Here is a 25,618-nt window from a genome sequence, read left to right as displayed (position 1 = left end):
CCCCCCAGGGTGAAGGCGGTGTAGCAAGGGTTACGGCGGTCATACCGTGGGGTAAACGCCCGGTCCCATTCCGACCCCGGAAGCTAAGACCCACAGCGCCGAGGGTACTGCACCCGGGAGGGTGTGGGAGAGTAGGTCACCGCCGTAACATCATTACTGGTCGAGGACCCCCAACCACTGGTTGGGGGTCCTCCCGCATTTAACCAACAAAACCCATCACCTGAGACATCACACACCCCGCGACCCACCCCCACCACCGGCACACCCCCCGGGACGTGAGGGAGGAGCGCGCCGGCACTGCGGGACGTGCGGGAGCACCGCAGCGATCCCTGTCAGACGTGCGGCAGCGTCGGACCGATCAGTGCGAAACGTGCGGGGGCGTCGCGCGGGTAGAGTGGTTGCCCATGGATAACCTCTTCAGCCATGCTCCGTCGAGCGCGCCGGAACCTGAGCCGGCCGACGAACTTGATCCCGTCGTCGTCAGTGTCGTGGTCCCTGGCGCTGTCGCCCGGGCGTTCATGGGCTTCACCGAACACACGCACCTCTGGTGGCCGATGGAGGACCACAGCGTCTATGGCCTCGGCTCCTACGTGGAGTTCGAGGAGAGCCTGATCCTGGAGACCTCGGATGATGGCAGGACAGCCGTCTGGGGCTCGATTGATGACTGGCAGCCTCCGCTGTCCTTCCACGCCAGCTGGCACCCCGGAACCACGGCCATGTGGTCCACTGAGCTCCGGGTGGCGTTCAAGGCGGTCGGTGACGGGACGGAGCTGCGTCTGGTGCACAGCGGCTGGGAAGGCGCCGAGGATCCCGCGGCAGCCCGGGCCGACTATGCGGCCGGCTGGCCCGGTGTCCTGGACCGATTCGTCCGGTTCATGGGCGGCGCCGGTACCGGCAGCCCGGACGCCTGAGCGAGCCGTAGACGCACTCCTGGACGACCGCACCCTCTGACGCGGCCGCGCAGCCCGATGCCTAGTTGCGCAAGGGCCCCTGGTCAACGGGGGGAACAGCAGTGCTGGACCGGATCACAAAGCGAGTGGGGTATTCGGTGTCTGCGGCCCCCGCGTCCTCGCCGCCGTCGAGCCCTGCCAGCAGGCGCCGCACGGCCAGCGCGCCCTGGCCCCGCGCGTCCTGATCGATCGTGGTCAGACCGAAGACCTCGCCCAGCTCATGGCCGTCGATGCCGATGACCGAGAGGTCGTGCGGCACGCTCAGGCCGAAATCCCGGGCCGCGAGAATGGTGCCGATCGCCATCTCATCGGAGGCGGCAAAGACAGCCGTGGGACGTTCCGCCGAGCTGCCTAGCAACTGCCGGGCACTGGCATAGGCTCCCTGGATCGTGAAATCGGCAGAGACCTGCCACTCCGGCCGGACGGCCAGTCCCGCATCCCGCATTGCTTTCTTGAACCCTGCCTGGCGGGTCCCCGGCAGGCGGAAGTCCTGCTCATAGGCCGCGTCGCCGGTCATGTGGGCGATCCTGCTGTGGCCGAGCTGGATCAGGTGCCGCGCCGCGGCCTCCGCGATGCCGGAGTCATTGATGCGGATCGTCGAGGCTCCGGGGAGGGGGCCGCCGATCCCCACGATCGGACGGTGGATGGCCAGCAGCTGGTCAATTTCCGCCTCGGAGAGCTCCAGGGATACCGCGATCACGGCGTCCACGCGTTTGCGCAGCAGGAAGTCGTTCAGCACGCTGTGCCGGCGCTCCTGCCCCTCGCTCACGTTGTACAGCGTGAGATCGTAGCCGGCGTCCAGCAGGGTCGCCGAGACGCCTTCGACCACCGAGGAAAAGAACCACCGGTGGACCGAAGGCACCACGACGCCGACATTGTGGTTACGCCCGGAGGCCAGGCTGGAAGCGTGGTAGGACAGGACGAAGCCGAGCTCGGCGGCGGCGGCCCGTGCACGCTCCCGGCTGCGCGCGGAGACGTTGCCCTTGCCGCTCAAGGCGCGCGAAACGGTGGCGATGGAGAGGCCGGACCGTTCCGCGACGTCCTTGATGCCGGGCATTCCTACCCCTCCGTGTCCTCGATGTAGATTTCCAGCCAAACAGTTTCACCTGAGCTTAACTGATCCCCGGCACTGGACATGTCCCCGGCTGCGTAGCCGGCGCCCGGGGGCGTTGAACTGCGCAGCAGAACCCGTCCGGCAGGCATCTCCAGCGGTTCGGAGCCCGTGTTCAGGAGCACCAACGTGGTCCCGTTGAGGAAGGCCAGGCTCGTGTCCGTGCACAGGTCCTCGTACCAGGACAGGGAGCCGCGGCCCATGTCCAACCCGCGGCGCAAATCCAGCATGCGCTTGTACAGGTTCAAGTGCGACGACGGCGAAGCAGCCTGCACATCGCGCGCCAGGCCCGCGAAGCTCTCTGGCTGCGGCAACCAGGGATCCTGCCCGTCGCCGAATCCTGCGTGCAGTTCCCCGCCCCGCCAGGGCAGCGGGACACGGCAACCGTCGCGGCCCAGCCGCGCGCCGCCGGTGCGGGCGAAGGTGGGGTCCTGGCGCCGGGCGTCCGGGATGTCGATTCCGTCCGGGAGGCCGAGCTCCTCACCCTGGTAGAGGTAGGCCCCGCCGGGCAGCCCCAGCATGAACATGGACGCGGCGGCCGCTCGGGACCGGCCCAGCTCCTCGTCGGGCTGCGGGTCCGAGGTGCCGATTCCGTCACCGTCACGCGGCGCCTGGCCGCTGTATCCGAAGCGCGTGGCATGTCGGACGACGTCGTGGTTGGAGAGCACCCAGGTGCTGGGCGCCGCGACGGCGTCCAGCGCCGTCAGGGACTCGGTGATGACGTGGCGCATGCGGTGCACGTCGAGGCCCGCGTGAAGGTACGGGAAGTTGAAGGCCTGGTGCATTTCGTCCGGACGGACCCAGTCGGCCAGGCGGGGGAGCGGGTCCACATTGGCCTCGGCGCAGAGGATCCGGTCGGGGCCGTACTCTGCCAGAATCCGCCGCCACTGGCGGTAGATGTCATGCAGGGCCGGCTGGCCGAACATCGGAGCGTCGTGGCCGGGAAAGCCGTCGCAGCTGTTGCCGTCGGCGCGGCCGCCCCACTCGGGCAGGCCCGGGGCCTTGACCAGGGCGTGCGCCACGTCCACGCGGAACCCGGAAACCCCGCGGTCCAGCCAAAAGCGCAGGACTCGCTCGAATTCATCGTGGACCGCGCGGTTGTCCCAGTTGAAGTCCGGCTGGGAGGAATCGAAGAGGTGCAGGTACCACTGGCCCGGGGCGCCGTCCGGCTCGGTAATCCGGGTCCAGGCCGGTCCGCCAAAGTGGGACTGCCAGTTGTTCGGCGGCTCTTCGCCAAACGTCCCGCGACCGTCCCGGAAGATGAACATGTCCCGCTCGGGGCTGCCGGCGGGAGCGGCCAGAGCTGCCTGGAAGGCCGGGTGCTGGTCCGAACAGTGGTTGGGCACGAGGTCCACGATCATCCGCAGCCCCAGCCGGGTGGCCTCGGCCATCATGGCGTCGAAATCATCCAGGGTGCCAAACAATGGGTCGACGTCGCAGTAGTCGCTGACGTCGTAGCCGGCGTCACGCTGCGGAGACCGGTAGAACGGCGAAAGCCAGACGGCGTCGATGTCGAGTTCGGCGAGACGGGGCAGTTCAGCGGTGATGCCGGCGAGGTCACCGATGCCGTCGCCGTCCAGGTCCCGGAACGAGCGCGGATAAACCTGGTAGATGACAGCGGACCGCCACCACCCGGGGAGCTGGTCTGCGGCGTGCACCGGGGTCAACGGACCCGTCAGGGGGCCGGCCGGGAAGCCGGCCAGCGCGGCGGGGGAGAAGAGAACTGAATCAACGGACATGGCGGTAATCGTAAGCCCCGGCCACCGAAATTGAAAACGCTTCCAGTCATATTCGGCCAAGTATTTTCGGCAAGCGATTGGACTATTGCCGGCCGCAGCCCCGGCGTCCAGACCAGGAAGGGCGGCAAACGGTAACCCCATAGCGCTGACGCGTCGTGAAGCGGCGGGACCCCGCGGCCCCGCTACTGCTCGGTAGACTGACTTTTCAAAGCCGCACTTAGCGTGTACTTTGGAAGCGCTTGCAGCTGTGAGCCACATCACCGACGATGCCACGGGGCTCTGGAATGGACTTCCAGGGCCTTATGCGTGGATGCAGGATTTTATGAAAGGGACACCAATGAAGGTGCAGAACACCCTCACAAACGGGACGACCCGCCGGGTATTCACCGCGGGCGCGATCTCCGCAGTGGCCGCGCTGGCCCTCAGCGCATGCGGCGGCGCCGCAGCCACCGCACCCGCCACCGCGACGGCCAAGCCTGACCTGAAGGCCTCCGGCGCCAGCACGATCACCATGTGGGTCGACGCCGAGCGCTCACCCGCGCTGAAGGACATTACGGCCAAGTTCCAGGCCGACACCGGCATCGAGGTCAAGCTCGTCGTCAAGGACTTCGCCGCAGTCCGCGACGACTTCATCACCCAGGTTCCCACCGGCAAGGGCCCGGACCTGATCGTCGGCCCGCACGACTGGGTCGGCAAGTTCGTCCAGAACGGCGTGATCGCGCCGGTGGAACTGGGCGACAAGAAGTCCGCGTTCCAGGACTCCTCCATCAAGGCGATGACCTACAACGGCTCCGTCTACGGTGTCCCGTACGCGATCGAGAACATCGCACTGCTGCGCAACACGGACCTCGTGCCCCAGAGCGCCAAGACCCTGGATGAAGTCATCGCCAACGGCAAGAAGGCCGTGGCCGACGGCAAGGCGAAGTTCCCGTTCCTCGTCGGCATGGACCCAAAGCAGGGCGACCCGTACCACCTCTACCCGCTGCAGTCCTCCATGGGCTCTGAGGTCTTCGGCAAGTCTGCCGACGGCGGCTACGATCCCAAGCAGCTGCTGATCGGCGACGCTGCCGGCGTCGAGTTCGCCAAGAAGCTGGCCGCCTGGGGCGACGCCGGTGAGAAGATCATCAACTCCAACATCACCGGTGACATCGCCAAGGAGAAGTTCCTGGCCGGCGAGTCCCCGTACTACCTGACCGGTCCGTGGAACGTGCCGGACGTGCAGAAGAAGGGCATCAAGTTCGCCGTCGACGAGCTGCCCACCGCCGGTGACAAGCCCGCCCAGCCGTTCATCGGCGTCAACGGCTTCTTTATCAGCTCCAAGAGCGCCAACGCCCTCGCCACGAACGAGTTCGTCACCAACTACCTCACCACCGAGGCAGCGCAGGACTCGATGTACAAGGCCGGAGGCCGTCCGCCGGCCCTGAAGGCCTCCTTCGAGAAGGCCGCCAGCGACCCCGTCGTGGCAGCCTTCGGCAAGATCGGCGCCGCCGGCGTCCCCATGCCGGCCATCCCGGAAATGAGTGCCGTCTGGGCGGACTGGGGAGCCACCGAGCTCGCCCTCATCAAGGGCCAGGGCGATCCAGCCGCTGACTGGGCCAAGATGGCTGCCAGCATCAAGGCCAAGATCGCGGGCTAATACAGTCAGCCCCCGCGCGGTTCCCCGGCTCCCAAGGACCCGGGACACCGCACAGCACCGGGCCGGGCGGCACACCATGCCGCCCGGCCCGTTCCTGCACCACCCCCAGCTTTCTCCCGAGGACCGTAGACAGCCATGACAGACACCGAACTCCGCCCGGCCGACGATTCCGCCCCCGCAGCACCCGGCAGCCCCGCCGGGAAACCCGCAGGGAAACAAGCAGTGCCCCGCCGCCGAACTTTCGTCCCCGACACCACCAAAGGAACGGTCGCCAAGATCGTGCTGCTGGGCCTCGTGGACGCCGTCGCCGTCTACGTGCTCATGATGCTGTTTCTCAGCCAGTCTTGGGGTGTGCTGGCCGTCGCCGCTGCCGTCGTGCTGGTGATCAACTGGATCTACCTGCGCAAGGGCGGACTGCCCGCGAAGTATCTTGCCCCTGGCGTGCTGTTCCTGCTCGTGTTCCAGGTCTTCGTGGTGTTTTTCAGCGGCTATATCGCCTTCACCAACTACGGCGACGGGCACAACAGCACCAAGGATGACGCGATCGCGGCCATCCAGCTCACGGCGCAAAAGCGCGTTCCCGATTCCCCGGCGTACAAGGCGGCCGTGCTGTCGAAGGACGAGTCCTTCTACCTGCTGTTCACGGACCCGGATGGCAAGATATCCCTGGGCAGCAACGGCAAACCGTTGGAAGAGGTCTCCGGCGCCGGCACGGATTCCACCGGGAAGGCCAACGCCTTGGACGGGTACAGGACCCTGAACTTCCAGGAGATCGTCGCCAACCAGCAGCGGATCCTGGCCATCACCGTTCCGGTCTCGGCCAACCCCGCCGACGGCACCCTGCGCACCGCCGACGGCAGCTCCGCCTACCAGTTCAAACCGGCTTTGAAGTACGACGCCGGTGCCGGTACCTTCACGGACACGGACACCGGCGCCGTCTACCGGGACAACGGCAAGGGAGCGTTCGCCAAGGACAGCGGCGAGACCCTGAGCACCGGCTGGAAGATCGACGTCGGCATGGAGAACTTCGCGCGTGCCTTCACCGATCCGAGCCTCCGCGGTCCGCTGCTCGGCGTCATACTCTGGACCTTCACCTTCGCCGTCGCGTCCGTGGCCCTGACTTTCGCCCTGGGACTGTTCCTGGCGATCACCTTCAACCGCGAGGACCTGCGCGGCAAGAAGGTCTACCGGATCCTCATGATCCTGCCCTACGCGTTTCCGGCGTTCCTCTCCGGCCTGGTCTGGTCCGGCATCCTCAACCCGCAGTTCGGCTGGCTCAACCAGACCCTGCTGGGCGGGGCCACGATCGGCTGGCTGACGGACCCGGTCCTGGCCAAGATCAGCGTGCTGGTGGTCAATCTCTGGCTCGGCTTCCCGTACATGTTCCTCGTCTGCACCGGGGCCCTGCAGTCCCTGCCCACTGAACTGGACGAGGCGGCCCGGATGGACGGCGCCAGCCCGTGGCGGGTCTTCCGCTCCATCAAGCTGCCGCTCCTGCTGGTCTCGATCGCGCCGCTGCTGATCTCCTCCTTCGCCTTCAACTTCAACAACTTCAACGTGATCTTCATGCTCACCGGCGGCGGTCCCCGGTTCGCGGACACGGACCGGGACATCGGGGCCACGGACATCCTGATCACGCTCGTCTACAAGGTGGCCTTCGGGCAGGGCACCGGGCGCGACTACGGCCTCGCCAGCGCCCTGGCGATCATCATCTTCATCATCGTGGCCACTGTCTCGGCCATCAGCTTCAAGCAGACCAAGGCACTTGAGGAAGTGAACTCATGAACGGGCCCGCACAACGCGTCGTCTCCATCACGGACCAGCCGCTGGCCTCCGCCGCAGGCGACAACACACGCGAGAAAATCGGCGCTGACCCCGCGCCCGCCGGCGAGCTCCCAGCCCTCCGGCGCCGCAAGCCCTTCGGCGCCTGGTTCAAGGACAAGGGCTGGCGGCACGTTGTGGGGATCGTGGTCACCATCTTTGCGATCTTCCCACTGCTGTATGTGCTCTCCGCGGCCTTCAACTCCACCGGCACCCTGGTGGGATCCAACGCGCTTTTCAGCCGGATCGATTTCGGCAACTTCACCGAGCTCATGAACAATCCCTCGCGGCCCTTCGCCCATTGGTTCGTCAACACCATGGTGGTGGGCGGCGTGACGTCGGCGGCCACCGTGTTCCTGGGCGCCATGGCGGCCTACGCATTCTCCCGCATGCGCTTCACAGGTCGCCGGATCGGCCTGCTGAGCCTGCTGCTGCTGCAGATGTTCCCGCAACTGCTCGCCGTCGTCGCCATTTTCCTGCTCCTGAGCGGGATCTCCGAGGTCATCCCTGCCCTCGGCCTGGGCAGCCAGCTGGGCCTGATCATGGTGTATCTCGGCGGCGCCCTGGGCGTGAACACCTACCTCATGTACGGCTTCTTCAACACCGTGCCGCAGTCCCTCGACGAGGCCGCGAAGATCGACGGCGCCAGCCACGCGCAGATCTTCTTCGGCATCATCCTGCGGCTCGTCACCCCCATCCTGGCCGTGGTGGGCCTGCTGAGCTTCATCGCCATCTCCGGCGAGTTCGTGATCGCCAGCGTGGTGCTCACGGACCCGGACAGCCAGACGCTCGCCGTCGGGCTCTACTCCTTCGTGGCCCAGCAGCGCTCCGAGAACTGGGGAGTCTTTGCCGCCGGCGCCGTACTGTCGGCCGTCCCCGTGATGGCCCTGTTCCTCTACCTGCAGCGCTACATCGTCAGCGGCCTCACCCAGGGCTCGGTGAAGGGCTAGGCATGCACGGGACGGGCATGACGCTGCCGGGCGGCACGGGCCCCCTGCCGCACCACGACGGCTCGGCTCTCCACGCGCCGGGGCGCGCGGACCTGGGGGCGGAGATCCGCCTGCGGCTCCGCGTGCCCGCCGGCTGGGGGCAGGCCTCCAAGGTGTGGCTCCGGTCAATCCACGACGGCGAGCCCCGCTACGATCCCGCCCGTGCCCTCGGCGAGGCCGACGGCTGGGTCTGGTGGGAGGCCGCCACGGCGGTGACCAACCCGGTGGCCCGCTACCGCTTCCTCTTGGAAGTCCCCGCCGGTGCCGCCGGCGAAGACGATGCGGATGGCGCCGGAACCGGAGCAGAAGCCGGCGGCAGCCTGCGGTACTGGAGCCTGAACGCGCAGGGACTGTTCAGCCGCGACGTCTCCGACTACGCCGACTTCCGCCTCACGACGTTCCGGCCCGGGCCCGAATGGCTGCGCCGGGGCACGATGTACCAGATCTTCCCGGACCGCTTCGCCCGCTCCGCGTCCGCGCTCGGCCCGGCGCGCCAGGTCCCCGACTGGGCCGTGCCGTGCAGTTGGGACGACACCCCCGTGGAGGGCGCAGGCCCGCAGACCCCCTACCAGTACTACGGCGGCGACCTCCGGGGCATCACCGAACGGCTGGACCACATCCAGGCCCTCGGGGCCGACGTCATCTACCTGACCCCGTTCTTCCCGGCCCGCTCCAACCACCGCTACGACGCCGCAACCTTCAGCTGCGTGGATCCGCTGCTGGGAGGGGACGAAGCCCTCGTGGAACTGGTCGAGGCCGCGCACGCCCTCGGCCTGCGGGTCATGGGCGACCTCACGGCCAACCACTCCGGCGCCGCCCACGAATGGTTCCGGCGCGCCTTGGCGGACCCTGCCTCGGAGGAGGCCGGGTATTACTATTTCAACGCCGAGCACACGGAGTACGAGGCCTGGTACGGCGTCCCGTCGCTGCCCAAACTCAACTGGGCCTCCCGCGGCCTGCGCGAGAAATTCGTCCTGGACGACGATTCCCCGGTGGCGCGCTGGCTGCGGCCGCCGTTCAACCTGGACGGATGGCGGATCGACGTCGGCAACATGACCGGGAGGCTCGGCGGAACGGACCTCAACCAGGACGTCGCCCGGCTGATCGCGGACCGGGTCCGCTCGATCAACCCGGATGCCGCGCTGCTCGCCGAGGCCACCAACGACGCCGCACCCGATTTCAGCGGCGAGCACTGGCACGGCGCCATGACCTACTCCAACTTCACCCGTCCGCTGTGGTCCTGGCTGGCCGGGGACGCCCGGCACGTGAACTTCTTCGGCACCCCGCTGCCCGGGCCCAACCGGACCGGCGCCGAGGACTTCCTGGCCACACACCTGGACCTCGCCTCCGCGTTCAGCTGGGACGTGCGACGGCAGAACATGAACGCCCTAAACAGCCATGACACCGCACGGGCGGCCACCGCGATGATCGACGGCGGCCAACGGCTCGGCGCGCTGCTGATGTTCACCCTGCCGGGGGTTCCCGTGCTGTTCGCCGGGGACGAATTCGGGCTCACAGGCGACAACGGGGAGTTCTCCCGGACACCCATGCCGTGGAACGACCCCGGCCGCATCCCCGCCGACCTGCGGGCGGACTACGCGGCCCTCAGCGCGCTGCGCCGGGAACAGCCCGCACTCACCGACGGCGGCGTGCGCTGGCTGTACGCCCACGGGGACGTCCTGGCGTTTGTGCGCGAAACCGCGCAGAGCGCCGTGCTGGTGGTGGTGGCCCGGGCCGGCGCCGGGGTTCGGTTGGCGCCCGGCGCGCTCGCCGACACCCAGCTCGCGGCCCTGGGCCAGCCGCCTGCATACGCGACGGCCCGGGTCAGCGTGACGCTGAGCCCGGACACGGCGACGGAGGCGGAGACGGACACGGACAGGGAGACCGGCACTGGACAGGCACCGGAACTGGAAGCGTCTACCGCGCAGATCAGGGCGGACGGGGCTGGCAGAAGTGCCCTGATCTGCACCCTGGGCCCGGCGGCCGCCGCGTGGGTGCTGCCGGGGACCCGGGTGCCGGCCCCGCAGTCTTAGACTGGGAGCCGGATTCGACCGAACTGGAGACCGCATGCGCAACATCATCGACGAGCTGACCTCTGCCCTGGGCCCGGCGAAAATTGCCGTGGACCCCGCCACCCTGGCCGCCTACGCCGTGGACCAGGCACCCGTCCTGGACTACCAGCTCCCGCAGGCCGTGGTCCGCGCCGAATCGGTGGCCGACGTCCAGGCCACCGTGCGCGCCTGCGCCGCCCGCGGTGTCGCGCTCGTGGCCCGCGGTGCCGGTACCGGCGTCTCCGGCGGCGCCCACGCGATCGAGGGCTGCGTGGTGCTCAGCCTCGAGAGGATGAACCGCATCCTGGACCTCAACCCGGATGACGAGACCGCCGTCGTCGAACCCGGCGTCATCAACGCGGACCTCAACGCCGCCGCCGCCGACCACGGACTCATGTACGCCCCGGATCCGGCGAGCTTCAAGATGTCGACCATCGGCGGCAACGTGGCCACCAACGCGGGCGGGCTGCGGTGTGCGAAGTACGGGGTGACGCGGGACTCGGTCCTGGCCCTCGACGTCGTGCTCGCGGACGGCACCCTGATCCACACCGGCCACCAGACGTTCAAGGGCGTCGCCGGCTACGACCTCACGGGGCTGTTCGTCGGCTCGGAGGGGACGCTGGGGATCGTGGTCGGGGTGACCGTGCGGCTGAAGTACCTGCCGCGCGAGGTCCATACGATCGCCGCCTTCTACCCGGACTTCCGCAGCGCCGCGGCCGGCGTCCTGGCGGTCGGCAAGGCCCGCGTGCAGCCGGCCATCATGGAACTGCTCGACGGCGGCTCGCTCGCCCAGCTCGACGACATCCACGGCTCGGACCTGGCGGCGCGCGGGGCATCCCTGCTGCTGATCCAGACCGACGGCTTCGGCGCGGCGGCCGAAGCCGCGGCCATCCGTCCGGTCCTCGCCGCCGGGGGAGCGGTGGTGACCATGGAAGCCAACGCCGAGGCAGAGCAGCTTGTCGAACTGCGCCGCAACAGCCGCGGAACCGAGGTGGATGACGAATACCGGGTGGGCGAGGACGTGGCTGTGCCGCGCTCGCGGCTGGTGGATTACGTCGCAGAGCTTGAGGCCATCGCGGCCGAGCACCGGGTCCAGCTCAAGGTCGTGGCCCACGCCGGCGACGGGAACCTCCACCCCACCTTCTGGATCGAGCGCGTGGACAACGCCGTGGACGCCGATGCCATGGCCCGGCTCGGCGCCGCCCTGGACAAGTCCATTGCTGTGGCCCTGGCCATGGGGGGCACCATCACGGGCGAACACGGGATCGGGCAGTACAAGCTGCGCTGGCTTGGCCTGGAGCAGAAGGAACCGGTGCGTGAGCTGCAGCGCCGGATCAAGGAGCTGTTCGACCCGGCCGGGATCCTGAACCCCGGAAAGGCGATTTAGCCCGCCCGTGCCATAACGCGCCCGGCGCTGGGATTAGGCGCGTAGCCTAGTCGTCGGAGTCCGGGTATTCGGCGATGGATTCGTCGGCGCCGTAGCGTGATTCCTCGGTTTCCACCTCGAGGATCTTGAGCAGCCCTGTGTCCGGGTTGAGCATGATCGCGGCCTCGTCCCGGCGGTGGCGGAGCTCGTTGTCAATGTAGGACTGTACGGCCTCGGCCAGCGGGATGTGCCGGTTCTCCGCCTCGGACATGTACCAGCGGTGCTCCAGGACCTCGTGCACGGCCTCGGCCGGCTCAAGCTTGCCGGAGAGGTCGCGGGGGATGGCCCGCACGATCGGCTCGAAGATCTGGCTGACCCACAGGTGCGCGCTGTATTCCTCGTCCATGCCCGGGTTGTTGTCGGCCCGGAACGAGTCCATGTCATTCAGGAGCCGGCGTGCCTGGTTCTCCTGGGCGTCCAAGCCGGTCAGGCGCAGCAGCCGGCGCTGGTGGTGCCCGGCGTCGACGACCTTCGGCTGGAGCTGGATGGTGGAGCCGTTCTGCGTGGTCTTGATGGCGTATTCCTCGACATCGAAGCCGAGCTCGTTGAGCCGCCGGATGCGGGCGGCCACCCGCCAGCGCTCGCCGATCTCAAACGACTCCTTGGCCGTCAGTTCGGTCCACAGCCGCCGGTAGCTGTCCATGATGAGCTCGCTGGTGGCCACGGGATCGACCTTTTCCTCGATCAGGCCGCCGTCGAGGAGGTCCATGAGCTCCCCGGCGATGTTGACCCGGGCGATTTCGAGGTCGTACTCGCGCTGCCCGGTGGAGAGATCCGGGTACAGCTCGCCGGTCTCGGCATCCACAAGGTAGGCGGCGAAGGCACCGGCGTCGCGGCGGAACAAGGTGTTGGAGAGCGAGACGTCGCCCCAGTAGAAGCCGATCAGGTGCAGCCGGACCAGCAGCAGCGCCTGGGCGTCGATGAGCCGGGTCAGAGTGTCCTTGCGCAGCATCTGGGAGAAGAGCGCGCGGTAGGGCATCGAGAACTTCAGGTGCCGGGTGACCAGCACAGGGTTCAGCGGCCGGCCCTCGGGGGTGGTGCGTCCGGTGATGACGGCCACCGGCTCCACGCAGGGCACGTCCAGCCGGGCGAGCTTGCGGAGCATGTGGTACTCGTGGCGGGCGACGTGCTCCGAGGTCTCCTTGATGGCGATGACCGACCCGCCAAGATGGGCGAAGCGCACGATGTGCCGCGAGATACCGCGGGGCAGCGCCGCCAGGTACTCTGCCGGCCAGTCCTCGAGGGCGATGTGCCAGGGCAGGTCCAGGAGCTCGGGCTCGGTGGCCGCGGCCGTGATGCTCAGCGAACTGGACGCCATGGAGGCCTTGTCATCATTGGCGCTGGCGGCCTCGAACCGGGGCAGCTTCCCGATCTGACCGTAGTCGGTGGGCTCGTCGTGCCACTGGGCACTGTTTTCCTCGGTCATGTGGGGTTTTCCTCGGTCATGGGTCAATTCTTCCGTGTTTATGGTGCCGCGCCTAACGCGGAGCAGTTAAAGCCCGACGGCGGCCCTCCACTGGGGGAGGACCGCCGTCGGTTGCAGCCTAGGGGGCCGGTGGGGACTAGTCGCCGAGGCGCAGACCGGTCTTGGTGTCGAACAGGTGCACGTGGCCTGACTGCGGGCGGACCCAGATGGACTCACCCTTCATCGGGGGGCGGCGACCATCGACGCGGGCCACGATGTCGTGGCTCGTGCCGTCCAGCGTGGTGTGGCCGTAGACGTAGGCGTCGGCGCCGAGTTCCTCGACGACGTCGACCTCGACCTGGAGGCCTTCGCCCTGGGCGACCGTCTCAAGGTCTTCCGGGCGGGAGCCGAGGGTCACGGTCTGGCCGTGGGCCTCTTCGAGGACGTCGCGCGGGACCGGGTAGACGGTCCCGCCGAACTGCACGCCGCCGTCGACGACCGGCAGTTCGAGGAGGTTCATGGCGGGGGAGCCGATGAAGCCGGCCACGAAGACGTTCTTCGGCTTGTCGTAGAGGTTGCGCGGGGTGTCGACCTGCATCAGCAGGCCGTCCTTCAGCACGGCGACGCGGTCGCCCATGGTCATGGCCTCGACCTGGTCGTGGGTCACATAGACCGTGGTGACGCCCAGGCGGCGGGTCAGGGATGCGATCTGGGTGCGGGTCTGCACGCGCAGCTTGGCATCAAGGTTGGACAGCGGCTCGTCCATGAGGAAGACCTGCGGGTTACGCACGATTGCGCGGCCCATGGCAACACGCTGGCGCTGGCCGCCGGAGAGTGCCTTCGGCTTGCGGTCCAGGTACGGCTCGAGGTCCAGGAGCTTGGCGGCTTCACGGACGCGCTCGGCGCGCTCTTCCTTGCTGACGCCGGCGATCTTCAGCGCGAAGCCCATGTTGTCCGCGACAGTCATGTGCGGGTACAGGGCGTAATTCTGGAACACCATGGCGATGTCGCGGTCCTTCGGCGGAACGTCAGTGACGTCACGATCGCCAATCAGGATGCGGCCGGAGTTGACGTCCTCAAGACCTGCAAGCATGCGCAGGGAGGTCGACTTTCCGCAGCCGGAGGGTCCAACGAGGACCAGGAATTCGCCATCGGCGATGTCAATGTTGAGCTTGTCAACAGCGGGCTTATCGGTGCCCGGGTACAGACGTGTTGCGTTATCAAAAGTAACTGTAGCCACAGTTATCAATCCCTTCACCGGCAGGTACGTGCCGGACGATCCGTAGTGAATGGTCTTTTTATGCAGTTGTTAATTCAATTGTGGGTTTTCATGCGCATACTCCTCGGCCGAAGCCGAGGAGTATCCAGTGACGCCGCACGGTAGCTGTGCGCCACATCACAAACAGAGTATGTCAGATTTGTGGCAATTGGGCCAAAAAGTTACGGATGTCACATGTGATGCTGCCCACCCAGGCCCGCTTGGCGGCCGTTTTTCGTGGCCCCGGCGCTTTGAGGTTCAGGCCCCGACGGCGCGTTTGCGCTCCCGGAGGAGGGCTTCGAGCAGTTCGCAGACGTGCACCGGCGACTCGATCCGGAACTCGGCCCGGGTGAAATCAAGCCCGACTTTCACGCCGAGATCGCCCGGGATGAGGCTGGCCAGGGCGTCCTCGTCAGTGGTGTCGTCCCCTGCGAAGGCCACCGCCGTGGCTCCGGTGGCCTGCCGCAGGAAAGCGATGCCCTCTCCCTTGGAGGCGTGCACCACAGAGGTCTCCAGAACACGGTTGCCGGTTTTGAGGAAGACGCCGCTGCGGTCCTGCAGGACGGCCCGCGCCGCGGCGACGGCGTCCTCGGCGACGTCGTCGGCGGCCAGCCGTGTGTGGAGGACGACGCCGGCCGGCTTGTCTTCCAGCAGGGTCCCGGGGGCCTGTTCGACGATTCCCTCAAGCTCCTTCCGGACTTCGGCCAGGAGTTTCCGTTGGGCGTCGTCGAGCATCAGTTCCGAAGAGCCGGGGCCCATCCAGACCTCGGCGCCGTGGCTGCCGATCAGCAGGGTGTGTTCCGGCGGGGATGCAACGGCCCGCAGGCTGTCCAGGGCGCGCCCGGAGATGAGCGCCGTCGTCGTCCGCGGAAGTCCGGTGAGCTCGGCGAAGGCCGCGGCCGAACGCGGGAGGGCGCGGGCGTCGGCCGCATGGTCCACGAGGGGGGCCATGGTGCCGTCGAAGTCCATCGCCACGAGTAGCTGCTCGGTGCCGGCGATACGGCGCACCGCCTCGAGCAATTCGGGTGAGAGGGAGAGCGGGGCCGTGTCTGAATTACTGGTGTCTGAATTCCTGCCGGTGGCATCAGGAGTCATCGCGCACCACCTTTTCGGCCAGGGCGGCCAGGAAGTCCGAGGACCAGAGGTCGACGTCGTGATCCAGGATCTGCTTGCGCATGGCGCGCATGCGCCGGGAGGACTCGGCCGGCTGCATGTTGACGGCCTTCATGATGGTGTCCTTGAGGCCGTCGATGTCGTGCGGGTTCATCAGCAGGGCCTGTTTGAGCTGGTCGGCGGCGCCGGCAAATTCACTGAGCACCAGCGCGCCGTCGTTGTTTGTCCGGGCGGTGACGTATTCCTTGGCCACGAGGTTCATGCCGTCGCGCAGCGCGGTGACCAGCATGACGTCCGCGGCGAGGTACAGCGCCACCATCTCCTCGATGGGGTAGCTGTGGTGGAGGTAGCGGACGGCGGTGCTCTCCATGGTGTCGTAGGTGCCGTTGATGTGGCCGACGGTGCCCTCGACTTCTTCGCGGAGCAGGCGGTACTGCTCCACGCGTTCCCGGCTGGGGCTGGCCACCTGGATCAGGGTTGCGTCCTGCACGGTGACCTTGCCGTCGGCGAGCAACTCCTCGTAGGCCTTGAGCCGGTGGCGGATGCCCTTGGTGTAGTCGAGGCGGTCGACGCCGAGAAGGATGGTTTTCGGGTTCCCGAGGTCCCGGCGGATCTGGCGGGCGCGCTCAATGACTTCCGGCTTCCGCGCCAGTTCGCTGATCTGCTTGACGTCGATGGAAATCGGGAAGGCCTGGGCGCGGGCGATGTGGGTGGTGTCACCGTCGTTCCCCTTGACGTGCACCTGCTGCTGCTTGACGCTGGCGCCTAGGAAGCGGCGGGCGGAGCGCATGAAGTTCCCGGCGTCGCTGCTGCGCTGGAAGCCCACGAGGTCCGCGCCCAGCAGGCCGTCGATGATTGCCCGGCGCCACGGGAGCTGCGCGAAGATCTCCGGCGGCGGGAACGGGATGTGGTTGAAGAACCCGATCTTCAGGTCCGGCCGGGCCTCCCGCAGCATCTTCGGGACCAGCTGCAGCTGGTAGTCCTGCACCCACACGGTGGCCCCCTCGGCCGCGTGGTGAACGACGGCGTCGGCGAACCTCCGGTTGACCTTCCGGTAGGAGTCCCACCAGGTGCGGTGGAACTCCGGCGGGGCGATCACGTCGTGGTACAGCGGCCACAAGGTGGCGTTGGAGAAGCCCTCGTAGAAAAGTTCGATGTCGGCCGTGCTGAGATGGACCGGGACCAGGTCGATGCCGCCGTGGCTGAAGGGCTTGACCGTTTCATCGGGCGCGCCGTGCCAGCCCACCCAGGCGCCGTCCGTCTTGGTCATCATGGGAGCCAGTGCCGTCACGAGTCCGCCGGGGGAACGGCGCCAGCCGTCCTCGCAGCCCGTGTCCTCGGGAGAGCAACGATCAACGGGCAGCCGGTTGGACACTACGATGAAGTCGAACTGGCCCCCCGCTCCGGCAGCGGTTGCTGCCCCGTCGGTGGCTGTATTCGCCGCTTCAGTGGTGTCTCGTGCGCCGTGATCGGCGCTGTCCGTTGCTTCCATTGGTGCCCCCTGGGCTCGCTCGTGGCTGTCTATCAACCCTAGCTGTACGGAATCTTCCGGGCTATTCGTCCGTTGGGCAGGCGGAGGGAAACTTGAAAGCGCAAGTTCTCGGGTTTCTCCCCTAAAATGATGAAGTTGCCACTGAGTGGACCGCCCCTGGCCGAACGACCCGAGGAACCAATGAGCCCCGCAAACGAACCCCGACAGTCTAAGGCAGAGCGCACCGCTGCGGCGCGCGAGAAAGCCCGTGAGATCCGCGAGGCGCAGCTGAAAAAGGACAAGCGCAACAAGCTGCTGATCGGCTGGGGCATTGTTGCCGCCGTCGTCGCCATCATCGTGATTGTGGCGCTGGTTGTCACGTCCAACATCAAGAACAACGCCCCGGTTGCCGACGAGGGGCCCACCCCGGCCAACGGCAACATCCACGGCGGCGTCACCCTGCTGGCGAACAACCAGGTTGCCAAGACCGATCCGGCCACGGTGAAGCTGTCCGACCTCCCCGCCGCGCCGGCCACGCCGCCGTCGCCGGTTACGGCCCCGGGCGCCGAGGCTGAGGCCGGCAAGCCGGTCAAGGTGGTCCTCTATGTCGACTTCATCTGCCCCGTCTGCAAAAACTTCGAGACGCAGTACAACGAGACCCTCACCAAGCTGCGCAATGACGGCAAGATCACGGTGGAATACCGCCCGCTCGGCTTCCTCGACAGCCGGTCCACCACCAACTACTCCTCCCGCGCGGCCGCCGCTGCAGCCTGCGTCGTGAACGAGTCCCCGGAGAAGTACTCGGACTTCTTCGACCAGTTGTACGCGAAGCAGCCGGCCGAAGGCAGCGCCGGGCTCTCCGATGCCGAGCTGAAGAAGATGGCCACCGGCGTCGGAGCCAAGAGCATCGACCAGTGCGTGGATGACAAGACGTTCCGTCCGTGGGTTAAGCACACCACCCAGGAGGCCGCGGTGATCGGCGTGACCGGAACCCCGACCGTCTTCGTCGAAGGCAAGCAGTGGGGCGTCGGCGACAGCGCCCAGACCCCGTTCGACCAGTACCTCCAGGCCGCGGTCGACGCCAAGAAGTAACCGGACATCACGCGGCCGCAGTTGAAGCGGCTGTTGAGGGCAGCTATTAAAGGCCCGCAGTCGAGGCCCGGCCCCGGATTTTCTCGGGGGCCGGGCCTTCCTGGTGGCCGTCGCGTTGGCCGTTGCTTCGCGGCGGGGGCGTTGCGCGTTTTTCTCACCGGGCGTCGGTGGGCTACCCTTGTCTAGCGTCCTGATATCTGCCCCATTTTGCATCTGATGTGGGTAGGCCGGGCCGCAGGAATGCCTCCTTAGCTCAGTTGGCCAGAGCACCGCTCTTGTAAAGCGGGGGTCGTCGGTTCGAATCCGACAGGGGGCCCCACGAACCCCTCCGTTCCGGCTATTTTGCCCGGACGGAGGGGTTTTTTGTGTGCAAAAACGGAGCACGACACGCCTACAACACGCTTTGCAGGAGTACCGATGCCGCCCGTCGCGCATCTGGGGGCGTAGAAACAATATGCAGACAAGCAGCAAGTCCCGGGGGACCGAATGCCGTCAACACGCGATTCCTTCGAAGTCCTGCTGAGAGCAAGCTAGGCCTACCCTAGGCGGCAGATACCGCACCCTGTGCATCAGTCCGACAGCTGTTGTTTTCTGGTGTGGGAGAGGCGGTAAGAGTCTGTGCCAGTTTCGATGATGGTGACGTTGAACCTGTGGTCGGTGGAAGACTACTCCGTCATCCCGGCCCCTGACCTGCAACAACATAGCGGGGCATAGAAGTCATGGCGCTACTATCATCAAGAGGCCAGGGGGACCGGCCCGAAGACCCTGGGGGAACAATTGAAAAAGATGGCCATCCGTCTCGGCGCCGCCGGGGCCCTCACCGCATTGCTTGCCGGTCTCGCCGTTCCGGCGCACGCAGGCTTCGTGCCGTCCTGCGGCCCGATCGTTGATTCGATCAAGCTCTGCACGGCGCCGGACGGGAGCCAGGAGCCGGTGATGGTCAACACCCCGGTTGCCGGCCCGCGGCCGATTATCGGGGGCGCCCTGCTGGTCGGAAACACCCTCACCGTTTACGACGGCGTCTGGGATCCCTCCAACGCGACGCTCATGCACCAGTGGCTGCGCAACGACGTACCGATCCTGGGCGCCACCGGTACAACGTACCGGCCGACCAGGCCGGACCTCGGAAAGGGCATCCGGGTCAAGACCACGGGCCGTGCTCCGGAGTACAAGGCAACCACCGCCCTGTCGACCAAGACGCCGCCGATCACGGACGCCGCCGGCGCTGTTCCGACTGTCCGGGCGGGGTCTGTAGGCTTCGAACCCCTGGGCGCAGAAGACGGCGAATACTGGCCCGTCGTCGTCGCCCAGCTGGGGGACTGGGGCCCGAATGGCGTCCAGTTCCGGTATCAGTGGCTCCGTGACGGCTCGCCCATCCCTGGCGCCACTGCCCCAAGATTTGATAGGACAACGTGGGGCCCGACGGGGCTGCTCAGCCTCCGCGTCACCGGCTACGCCGCCGGCCTCGACCCGGTCTCCGTGACCTCCGCAGCCAGCCGCGGAACCTTCACCCCCGAGACGCCCGGCGCTGTGGTCACCGGCGGCACCGAGGTGGGGGACATCCTCACCGCTGTCGACCTTCCCTGGTTTGACCACACAGACCGGAACACCAGCGATTGGAATGAGCACCGCTTCCAGTGGATGCGCGACGGCATACGAATTCCCGACGCCAACGAACTGACCTATACGATCACCGCCGAGGACCAGGGCCACACCCTGGAGATGGTGACCACGTCTGGCGGACCGGAGGCCAGCTCCAACCCAGTGACCGTCCCCCCGGCCGCGGGCACCGTCATCCCGGCACCCCCGGCACCCCCGAAGGTTGAGCTGAAGCCGCTGACGAACGTCACCAAGCCTGTCCTGACCGGTGACGCCGTGATTGGCACGGCGATGACCGCGACGGCCGGCACGTGGTCCGAACCTGCCGAAAACCTGACCGTCATCTACTACTGGATGTCCCCGGACGGGAAGGTATCGGCCGCCGGTCCGATGTTCACCCCCAACATGACCCAGCTTGGGACGACGGTCACGCTCATAGCGACCGCCACCGCTCCCGGATACACCACCGCCTGGGCAAAGGTCACCGCGCCCAAGCCCGTGGCCGCGCCGGACCCGACCCAGACCAAAGCCCCGGCCATCCGGGGCAACGCGACCGTGGGGATGGAGCTCTACACCTACACCGGTGACTGGTCCTTCCGTGATTCGGAGGTGAAGGAGTCCCGCCGGTGGCTGCGTGACGGTGCCCCGATTGCCGGGGCCACCGGTCGGCGCTACACCCTCGTAGGGGCAGACTTCGGCAAGAAAATCTCTCTCCGGGTTACCTCCACGCTGGACGGCCGGACACTAAAGATCCAGACGGTCGACGCTTCGGCGAAGGTGGCTGCTGCAGCGTTGAGCTCGGCCACGCCGACGATCGCCGGCACCGTCAAGGCCGGGACAGTGGTGACCGCGAATCCCGGCACCTGGACTTCGGGCACTGCCTTTAAGTACCGCTGGCTGCGCAACGGTGTCCCGATCTCCGGAGCCACGGAGTCGACTTACAAGGTCCGCACGGCCGACAGGGATAACAAAATCACCGTCCGCGTCACGGGCTCCCGGCTCGGCTACACAACCGTCACCCAGACCAGCGGAGCGTACTTCGCCCGCTGACTGGCGGCCTTCCCGGACGTCAACGCAGGAGGACCCCGTCAGTGACGGCGGGTCCTCCTTTGCCGGGGTGCCCGGGCCCTGTGGAAACGCGGCTCAGCTGTAGTCGTGGCGGAGGACGGCACGCAGTTCCTCATTGCGGGTGCCGACCCGGCTGGCCTTGCCGACCTTCTGGTGCCGGGCGAACCGAAGAGGCCACGGCCATCAATCCTGCACCCTGACCTGCAGCGACGTAGCCGCAAACCGATTCCGGGCGCTACTATCATCATGGGCCCGGGGGGACCGGCCCGAAGACTTGGGGGAACAATTGAAAACACAGGCCATTCGTCTCGGTATCGCCGGGGCACTCGCCGCTCTCTCGCTTGCGGGCCTCGCCGTTCCGGCGCAGGCCGATGAGGAAATGTGGGCCACTCCGAACGCAGACTCCTGCGGCCCGGTGGTCGACTCCGTCAGGTTCTGCACGGCGCCGGACGGGCATCCGTACCCGGTGCAGGTCAACGGCGGTGCCGTCGCCGGCCCGCGGCCCGGCATCAGCGGGGCCCTCCAGATCGGCAGCACCCTGACCGTTGTTGACGGTGACTGGGATCCCGCCGACGCGACGCTCACGCATCAGTGGCTGCGCAACGACGTGCCGGTCCTGGGCGCCACCGGTCCCACCTATCTGCTCACCGCGGCGGACCTCGGCAAGGGCATCCGGGTCAAGACCACGGCGGCAGCACCGAGCTATGCAAAGACGACCCTGCAGTCCACCAAAACCGCCCCTGTCACGAACGCCGGCGGCACCGTCCCGTCTGTCGTGTATGCGGGGTACGTTGGTATCTATTCATTTAACACCCACCCGGATAGGCCCAGCCGCCTCGTGTCCGGTGGGGCGAATTTTAAGGGCGCACCGGTCATCTACCGCCAGTACCAGTGGTTCTGCGACGGCAAGCCCATCCCGGGTGCCACCGCGGACATGTTCGACCCGAGGGGCTGCCGTTCAACGGGGCTGTTCAGCGTCAGGGTCACGGGTCACGCGCCCGGGTTCACGCCGGCCACCGTGACCTCTAAACAGCGAAAGGTTTCTGACTTCGATCCAGCCCCCGGCGCCGTGGTCACCGGCGGCACCGGCCTGGGGGACGTCCTCACCGCCGCTGATGATGTTCCCTGGACTTCCAGCCCGCGCCCGCACACCTACCAGTGGCTGCGCGACGGCGTCGCGATTTCCGGAGCCACCGCGCTGACCTACACGATCACGGCCAAGGACCAGGGCCACACCCTGGTCCTTGAGTCCGGTACTTGGTACGACACCCACATCTACTCCAACGCGGTCGCCGTTCCGGCGGCCGGGGAGCTGAAGCAGCTGACGAACGTCACCAAGCCGGCCGTGACCGGGGACTCCGTGACCGGCTCTGTGATGAAGGTGTCGGCCGGCACCTGGTCCGTACCCTCCGACAAGCTGACATTCACCTACAACTGGTTCTCCTCGGCCGGGGAGAGCGTGTCCAGCGGCCCGACGTTCACCCCGGACCAGCCCCAAGTGGGCAAGACCCTCACCGCCCTCGTGGCCGCCTCCGCCCCCGGCTACTCCACCGCTTGGGTACAAGTCACCGCACCCAAACCCGTGACTGCGCGTGAGTCGACGCGGGCCATTAGCGGGACCCTGACCGTCGGGTCGAAAGTGACCTTGACTCCCGACCCCTGGTATGACCGGTCGGGGATCACCTCGGACGTCCACTGGCTGCGCGACGGCGTCCAGATCGCCGGGGCCGACGGCTGGAGCTACATCCTGGCGAAGGCCGACGCCGGCACGAAGCTCTCGGTCAACGTGAACCCGACTACATCGGGCGGCAACGGCCAGACGCTCACCGCTTCGGCGAGGGTGGCGGGTCTGCCCCTGACGTCGGCCATCCCGACGATTGAAGGCACCGTCAAGGCCGGGAACGTCTTGACCGTGAACCGGGGCACCTGGTCCTGGGGAACTGCCTTCACGTACCGCTGGCTGCGCAACGGCGTCCCGATCTCCGGCGCCACGGAGTCGACTTACAAGGTCCGGACCGCCGACAAGGGCACCAAGCTCACCGTCCGCGTCACGGGCTCCCGGTTCGGTTACACGACCGTCTCCCGGACCAGCGCGGCGCGAATCGCCAGCTAACCCACGGCTCCCCGGGCGCGCGGCATGACGTGGTCCGGGGAACTTTGCCCGGTCCATCCCGGCTGCCGCGCAGCCATGAAAGAACAGCCTGAATCGCCTTCGCGGGAGTGCTTAAGCCTGCCGCGGAGGTGCCGGCCTGGGGCCCGGCCGCCCGCTTGGGGTAGCCGACGTCGGATTCGCCCATTCTTGTGAGACAACTGACCGACGCCGTGAGCCCAATAGGGGAGCCGGCATTCACCCAGACGGAAGCGTCCCGGCTTATGATCCGGATAGGGACACGTACGGCTACGTGCGGAATACGGCTAAATCCCAGGCAGTAACGTGCGGGTCCTTCACCCTGCCGTTCGATGGCGGTACAGCCCGTCGGTAACGCTTCAGTTCACCGAAGACAGACGGAGGGCTCATGAAAGTTTCATCCATTACGGCCCGGACCGCCTAGGCCGTCGCCGCGCTCGCGGGCCTCGTCCTGCTCTGTTTGGGTCTGGAGCAGACCTTCTACCTCGGAACAGTCACCAATGCCTTCGAAATCGACCGCACCGGGAATACGTGCATTCTGGCCGGCGCCGTGGTGGGCCTGGTCGCCGTCGGCTGGTCGCGGTACCGGGGCGATGCCTTGTGGGTCACCATCTGGGTGGGGCCCCGGCCCTGATCATCGCCGGGCTCAACCTGATAGCCGGCGACAGCCTGCTGCCTCACATGGGCGCCCTGGCGGCCGTACCGTTGGGACTGGCCGGGATCATCGGCGGCGTCGTCGTCCGGTCGAGCCGCATTCGTTCCTGACCGCCAAACCGGCGCTTGGAGGGTAGGCGGCGGCCGTTTCCGGCGCAACACGGCGGGTCGGCGCACGCGGTGCAGGGCAACGCAGGCACAAAAACGTACGGCCCTGCTCCCGGAGTCCGGGGAGCAGGGCCGTACGGGTTTGGAAATCCGGAGGTTACTCCGGAACCACCAGGGCGGGGGTGTCCTTCCGGATGGTTTCGCCGCGGAAGAAGCCCGGATGCTTTTTGGAGGCGAGGAGCATGATCACGACGCCGAGGGCGAGGATGCCGATCCCCAGGATGAACACCAGGCCCACGCCGAAGACCTCCGAGCCGCTACCGAATTCCGGCGACCAGCTGTCCACAGCGGTCTGGAAGAAGACCACGGTGAGGACGAGGCCGCCCACTACCGGGAACAGGAGCCGCATGAAGAAGTTGCGGACGCTGGAGAACAGGCTGTGCCGGAAGTACCACGTGCAGGCGAATGCGGTGAGGCCGTAGTAGAAGCAGATCATCAGGCCCAGGGCCATGATGGTGTCGTTCAGCACGTTCTCGCTGACCACCTTCATGACGGCGTAGAAGCCGCCGGAGATCACGCCGGCCAGGATCGTGGCGTAGCCGGGGGATCCGAAGCGCTTGCTGACCGTCGCGAAGCGCGGCGGGAGCGCGCCGTAGTGGCCCATCGCGAGCAGGCTGCGGGCGGGGGAGGCCATTGTGGACTGCAGGGACGATGCGGTGCCGGAGAGCACGGCCAGGGACATCAGGATGGCCAGCGGGCCCATGACGGGGGAAGCCAGTGCTGCAAAGATGTTCGACTGGTTGTCCGGGTTGTTGAGGCCGATGCCGTCGGTTCCGGTGCCGGCTACCATCATGGTGGCCACGATCGCGACGAGGTAGAGGGCCAGGACGGCGACCGCCGTCGTGGTTCCTGCCCGGCCGGCCGTGCCCTTGCCGCCCTTGGTTTCCTCGTTCACGGTGAGGCAGACGTCCCAGCCCCAGTAGACGAAGACGGCCAGGGACATGCCGGCGGTGAACTGCTCGAAGCTGCCGATCTTCAGCGGGTTGAACCAGTCCCAGCTGAAGGCGATGGAGGTGCCCGCGTCACCCGAGGCGGCGTGGGTGAGTGCCATGACGACGAAGAGGCCCAGGACCAGCACCTGGAATCCGACCATGGTGTACTGCACGAGCTTTGTGGCGTGCAGGCCGCGGTAGCTGACCCAGACGGCGAGTGCGACAAACACGAGGCACGTAATGATGTTCACGGCCGTGTTGGAGGTCAGGTCCGCGAGGTCGGGGTTGTTGAACATCTGGGCCAGGAAGAGATAGAAGAAGTCCACTGCGACGCCGGCGAGGTTGGACAGGACGATGATGTTGGCAGCCAGCAACCCCCAGCCTCCCATCCAGCCGACGAACGGCCCGAACGCCTTCGTGGCCCACGTGAAGGTGGTGCCGCTGTCCGGGGAATCGGCGTTGAGCTCGCGGTAGGCGAACGCCACCAGGATCATGGGGATGAACGCGACGATGAAGATCGCCGGCAGCTGCAGGCCGACGGCGCCGACCGCCGGACCCAGTGAACTGGTGAGGCTGTAGGCCGGTGCCACGGAGGAAATGCCCAGGACGACGACGGCGAGCAGGCCCAGCTGGCCGCCCTTGAGTCCTTTGCCGGTGATGCCGTGCTTGGAACCGGCCGGATCGACGACGTCGTGCGCGGTGGTGATGCCGTCTTCGCGGCCGATAGTTTGACTCATTGGTGACCTGTTTTCTGGGAAACGGATGATTGCTGTCGGGTGATGCCGTGGATGCCACCGCCGCGGGCGAAGAGATGGCATGCGTCGAAGATGTCGATCATGGCTACTCCAGTGAGACGGGCATCACATAAATGAACTGTGTTCATTTAGTATTGGGGCGATCCCGGCGCGGGGCAAGACCTAATATGAATAAAGTTCATTTATTTATTCGGCGCTGGCCTGTGCCTGCGGCAGGGCAGCGCCGGGACGTGTACCTGCGGCGGGGCCGAG

General features: G+C 67.0%; 17 protein-coding genes, 1 tRNA gene and 1 rRNA gene. 12 read left to right on the top strand and 7 right to left on the bottom strand.

Going from position 1 to position 25,618, the window contains the following annotated elements; translation table 11 throughout:
- Positions 1-31 precede the first annotated feature (31 nt).
- Positions 32-148, top strand: a 5S ribosomal RNA gene (gene rrf / locus C9424_RS11920).
- A gap of 256 nt (positions 149-404) precedes the next feature.
- Positions 405-911 carry an SRPBCC domain-containing protein gene (locus C9424_RS11915; RefSeq protein ID WP_116767029.1) on the top strand — a complete coding sequence of 169 codons (507 nt, stop codon included), beginning with the start codon at positions 405-407 and terminating at the stop codon, positions 909-911.
- Positions 912-972: 61 nt separating this feature from the next.
- Here C9424_RS11915 and C9424_RS11910 read toward each other — a convergent pair whose 3' ends face one another.
- Together C9424_RS11910 and C9424_RS11905 are read right to left on the bottom strand one after the other, a co-directional pair.
- A complete protein-coding gene (locus tag C9424_RS11910) occupies positions 973-2,007 on the bottom strand; it encodes a LacI family DNA-binding transcriptional regulator (protein WP_116767028.1) in 1,035 nt (344 codons plus the stop codon).
- Positions 2,008-2,009: 2 nt separating this feature from the next.
- Positions 2,010-3,800 (bottom strand): glycoside hydrolase family 13 protein, encoded by a 1,791-nt coding sequence (locus C9424_RS11905; protein ID WP_237563420.1) that lies wholly within the window; start codon positions 3,798-3,800, stop codon positions 2,010-2,012.
- 337 nt (positions 3,801-4,137) lie between these two features.
- On the opposite strand from C9424_RS11905, the gene C9424_RS11900 reads away from it, so the two are divergent.
- From C9424_RS11900 to C9424_RS11880, 5 genes are all read left to right on the top strand, one after another.
- The gene (locus tag C9424_RS11900) at positions 4,138-5,436 is read left to right on the top strand and encodes a sugar ABC transporter substrate-binding protein (protein ID WP_116767027.1); all 1,299 of its coding nucleotides are present in this window, start codon (positions 4,138-4,140) and stop codon (positions 5,434-5,436) included.
- A gap of 135 nt (positions 5,437-5,571) precedes the next feature.
- Positions 5,572-7,221, top strand: coding sequence for an ABC transporter permease subunit (locus C9424_RS11895; protein WP_116767026.1), 1,650 nt, complete (start codon positions 5,572-5,574; stop codon positions 7,219-7,221).
- Positions 7,218-8,207, top strand: coding sequence for a sugar ABC transporter permease (locus C9424_RS11890; RefSeq protein WP_116767025.1), 990 nt, complete (start codon positions 7,218-7,220; stop codon positions 8,205-8,207). Before C9424_RS11895 ends, C9424_RS11890 begins: the two co-directional genes overlap by 4 nt.
- A gap of 2 nt (positions 8,208-8,209) precedes the next feature.
- Positions 8,210-10,279 (top strand): glycoside hydrolase family 13 protein, encoded by a 2,070-nt coding sequence (locus tag C9424_RS11885; RefSeq protein ID WP_237563419.1) that lies wholly within the window; start codon positions 8,210-8,212, stop codon positions 10,277-10,279.
- 34 nt (positions 10,280-10,313) lie between these two features.
- A complete protein-coding gene (locus C9424_RS11880; RefSeq protein WP_116767024.1) occupies positions 10,314-11,684 on the top strand; it encodes an FAD-binding oxidoreductase in 1,371 nt (456 codons plus the stop codon).
- Between the two features lie 46 nt (positions 11,685-11,730).
- Here the strand turns inward: C9424_RS11880 and C9424_RS11875 are convergent, their stop codons facing one another.
- The 4 genes from C9424_RS11875 to C9424_RS11860 all read right to left on the bottom strand — a co-directional run bounded on the left by C9424_RS11875 (position 11,731) and on the right by C9424_RS11860 (position 16,991).
- Complete coding sequence (locus C9424_RS11875; protein WP_116767023.1) at positions 11,731-13,149, bottom strand: DUF4032 domain-containing protein; 1,419 nt, start codon at positions 13,147-13,149, stop codon at positions 11,731-11,733.
- Positions 13,150-13,285: 136 nt separating this feature from the next.
- A complete protein-coding gene (locus tag C9424_RS11870; RefSeq protein ID WP_116767022.1) occupies positions 13,286-14,368 on the bottom strand; it encodes an ABC transporter ATP-binding protein in 1,083 nt (360 codons plus the stop codon).
- 276 nt (positions 14,369-14,644) lie between these two features.
- On the bottom strand, positions 14,645-15,481 hold the full coding sequence (gene otsB / locus C9424_RS11865) for a trehalose-phosphatase (protein ID WP_116767021.1): 837 nt from the start codon (positions 15,479-15,481) through the stop codon (positions 14,645-14,647).
- Positions 15,471-16,991 carry an alpha,alpha-trehalose-phosphate synthase (UDP-forming) gene (locus C9424_RS11860; RefSeq protein WP_116767020.1) on the bottom strand — a complete coding sequence of 507 codons (1,521 nt, stop codon included), beginning with the start codon at positions 16,989-16,991 and terminating at the stop codon, positions 15,471-15,473. The genes otsB and C9424_RS11860 overlap by 11 nt, the downstream gene beginning before the upstream one ends.
- A gap of 180 nt (positions 16,992-17,171) precedes the next feature.
- Here C9424_RS11860 and C9424_RS11855 point away from each other — a divergent pair, with 180 nt between their 5' ends.
- The 5 genes from C9424_RS11855 (at position 17,172) to C9424_RS21435 (ending at position 23,491) form a co-directional block, all read left to right on the top strand.
- Entirely contained in the window at positions 17,172-18,062 is an 891-nt protein-coding gene (locus C9424_RS11855) for a DsbA family protein (protein ID WP_116767019.1), read from the top strand.
- 242 nt (positions 18,063-18,304) lie between these two features.
- Positions 18,305-18,381 (top strand) — tRNA-Thr (locus C9424_RS11850).
- 467 nt (positions 18,382-18,848) lie between these two features.
- Entirely contained in the window at positions 18,849-20,711 is a 1,863-nt protein-coding gene (locus tag C9424_RS11845; RefSeq protein ID WP_237563418.1) for a hypothetical protein, read from the top strand.
- A gap of 304 nt (positions 20,712-21,015) precedes the next feature.
- Positions 21,016-22,842, top strand: coding sequence for a hypothetical protein (locus C9424_RS11840; protein ID WP_116767017.1), 1,827 nt, complete (start codon positions 21,016-21,018; stop codon positions 22,840-22,842).
- Between the two features lie 475 nt (positions 22,843-23,317).
- Complete coding sequence (locus C9424_RS21435) at positions 23,318-23,491, top strand: hypothetical protein (protein WP_161958225.1); 174 nt, start codon at positions 23,318-23,320, stop codon at positions 23,489-23,491.
- 285 nt (positions 23,492-23,776) lie between these two features.
- Here C9424_RS21435 and C9424_RS11835 read toward each other — a convergent pair whose 3' ends face one another.
- Entirely contained in the window at positions 23,777-25,348 is a 1,572-nt protein-coding gene (locus tag C9424_RS11835; RefSeq protein WP_237563417.1) for an APC family permease, read from the bottom strand.
- Between the last annotated feature and the right edge of the window lie 270 nt (positions 25,349-25,618).

The organism is Arthrobacter sp. H-02-3, assembly GCF_003097355.1.
Taxonomy (GTDB): domain Bacteria; phylum Actinomycetota; class Actinomycetes; order Actinomycetales; family Micrococcaceae; genus Arthrobacter; species Arthrobacter humicola.
This window is presented reverse-complemented; position numbering and strand designations above follow the sequence as displayed.

Coding starts and splice junctions, on each gene's coding strand:
- C9424_RS11875 (WP_116767023.1), bottom strand. CDS start 13,149: ATGACCGAGGAAAACAGTGCCCAGTGGCACGACGAGCCCACCGACTAC.
- C9424_RS11880 (WP_116767024.1), top strand. CDS start 10,314: ATGCGCAACATCATCGACGAGCTGACCTCTGCCCTGGGCCCGGCGAAA.
- otsB (WP_116767021.1), bottom strand. CDS start 15,481: ATGACTCCTGATGCCACCGGCAGGAATTCAGACACCAGTAATTCAGAC.
- C9424_RS11910 (WP_116767028.1), bottom strand. CDS start 2,007: ATGCCCGGCATCAAGGACGTCGCGGAACGGTCCGGCCTCTCCATCGCC.
- C9424_RS11845 (WP_237563418.1), top strand. CDS start 18,849: ATGGCCATCCGTCTCGGCGCCGCCGGGGCCCTCACCGCATTGCTTGCC.
- C9424_RS11895 (WP_116767026.1), top strand. CDS start 5,572: ATGACAGACACCGAACTCCGCCCGGCCGACGATTCCGCCCCCGCAGCA.
- C9424_RS11900 (WP_116767027.1), top strand. CDS start 4,138: ATGAAGGTGCAGAACACCCTCACAAACGGGACGACCCGCCGGGTATTC.
- C9424_RS11855 (WP_116767019.1), top strand. CDS start 17,172: ATGAGCCCCGCAAACGAACCCCGACAGTCTAAGGCAGAGCGCACCGCT.
- C9424_RS11885 (WP_237563419.1), top strand. CDS start 8,210: ATGCACGGGACGGGCATGACGCTGCCGGGCGGCACGGGCCCCCTGCCG.
- C9424_RS11905 (WP_237563420.1), bottom strand. CDS start 3,800: ATGTCCGTTGATTCAGTTCTCTTCTCCCCCGCCGCGCTGGCCGGCTTC.
- C9424_RS11835 (WP_237563417.1), bottom strand. CDS start 25,348: ATGAGTCAAACTATCGGCCGCGAAGACGGCATCACCACCGCGCACGAC.
- C9424_RS11915 (WP_116767029.1), top strand. CDS start 405: ATGGATAACCTCTTCAGCCATGCTCCGTCGAGCGCGCCGGAACCTGAG.
- C9424_RS11860 (WP_116767020.1), bottom strand. CDS start 16,991: ATGGAAGCAACGGACAGCGCCGATCACGGCGCACGAGACACCACTGAA.
- C9424_RS11890 (WP_116767025.1), top strand. CDS start 7,218: ATGAACGGGCCCGCACAACGCGTCGTCTCCATCACGGACCAGCCGCTG.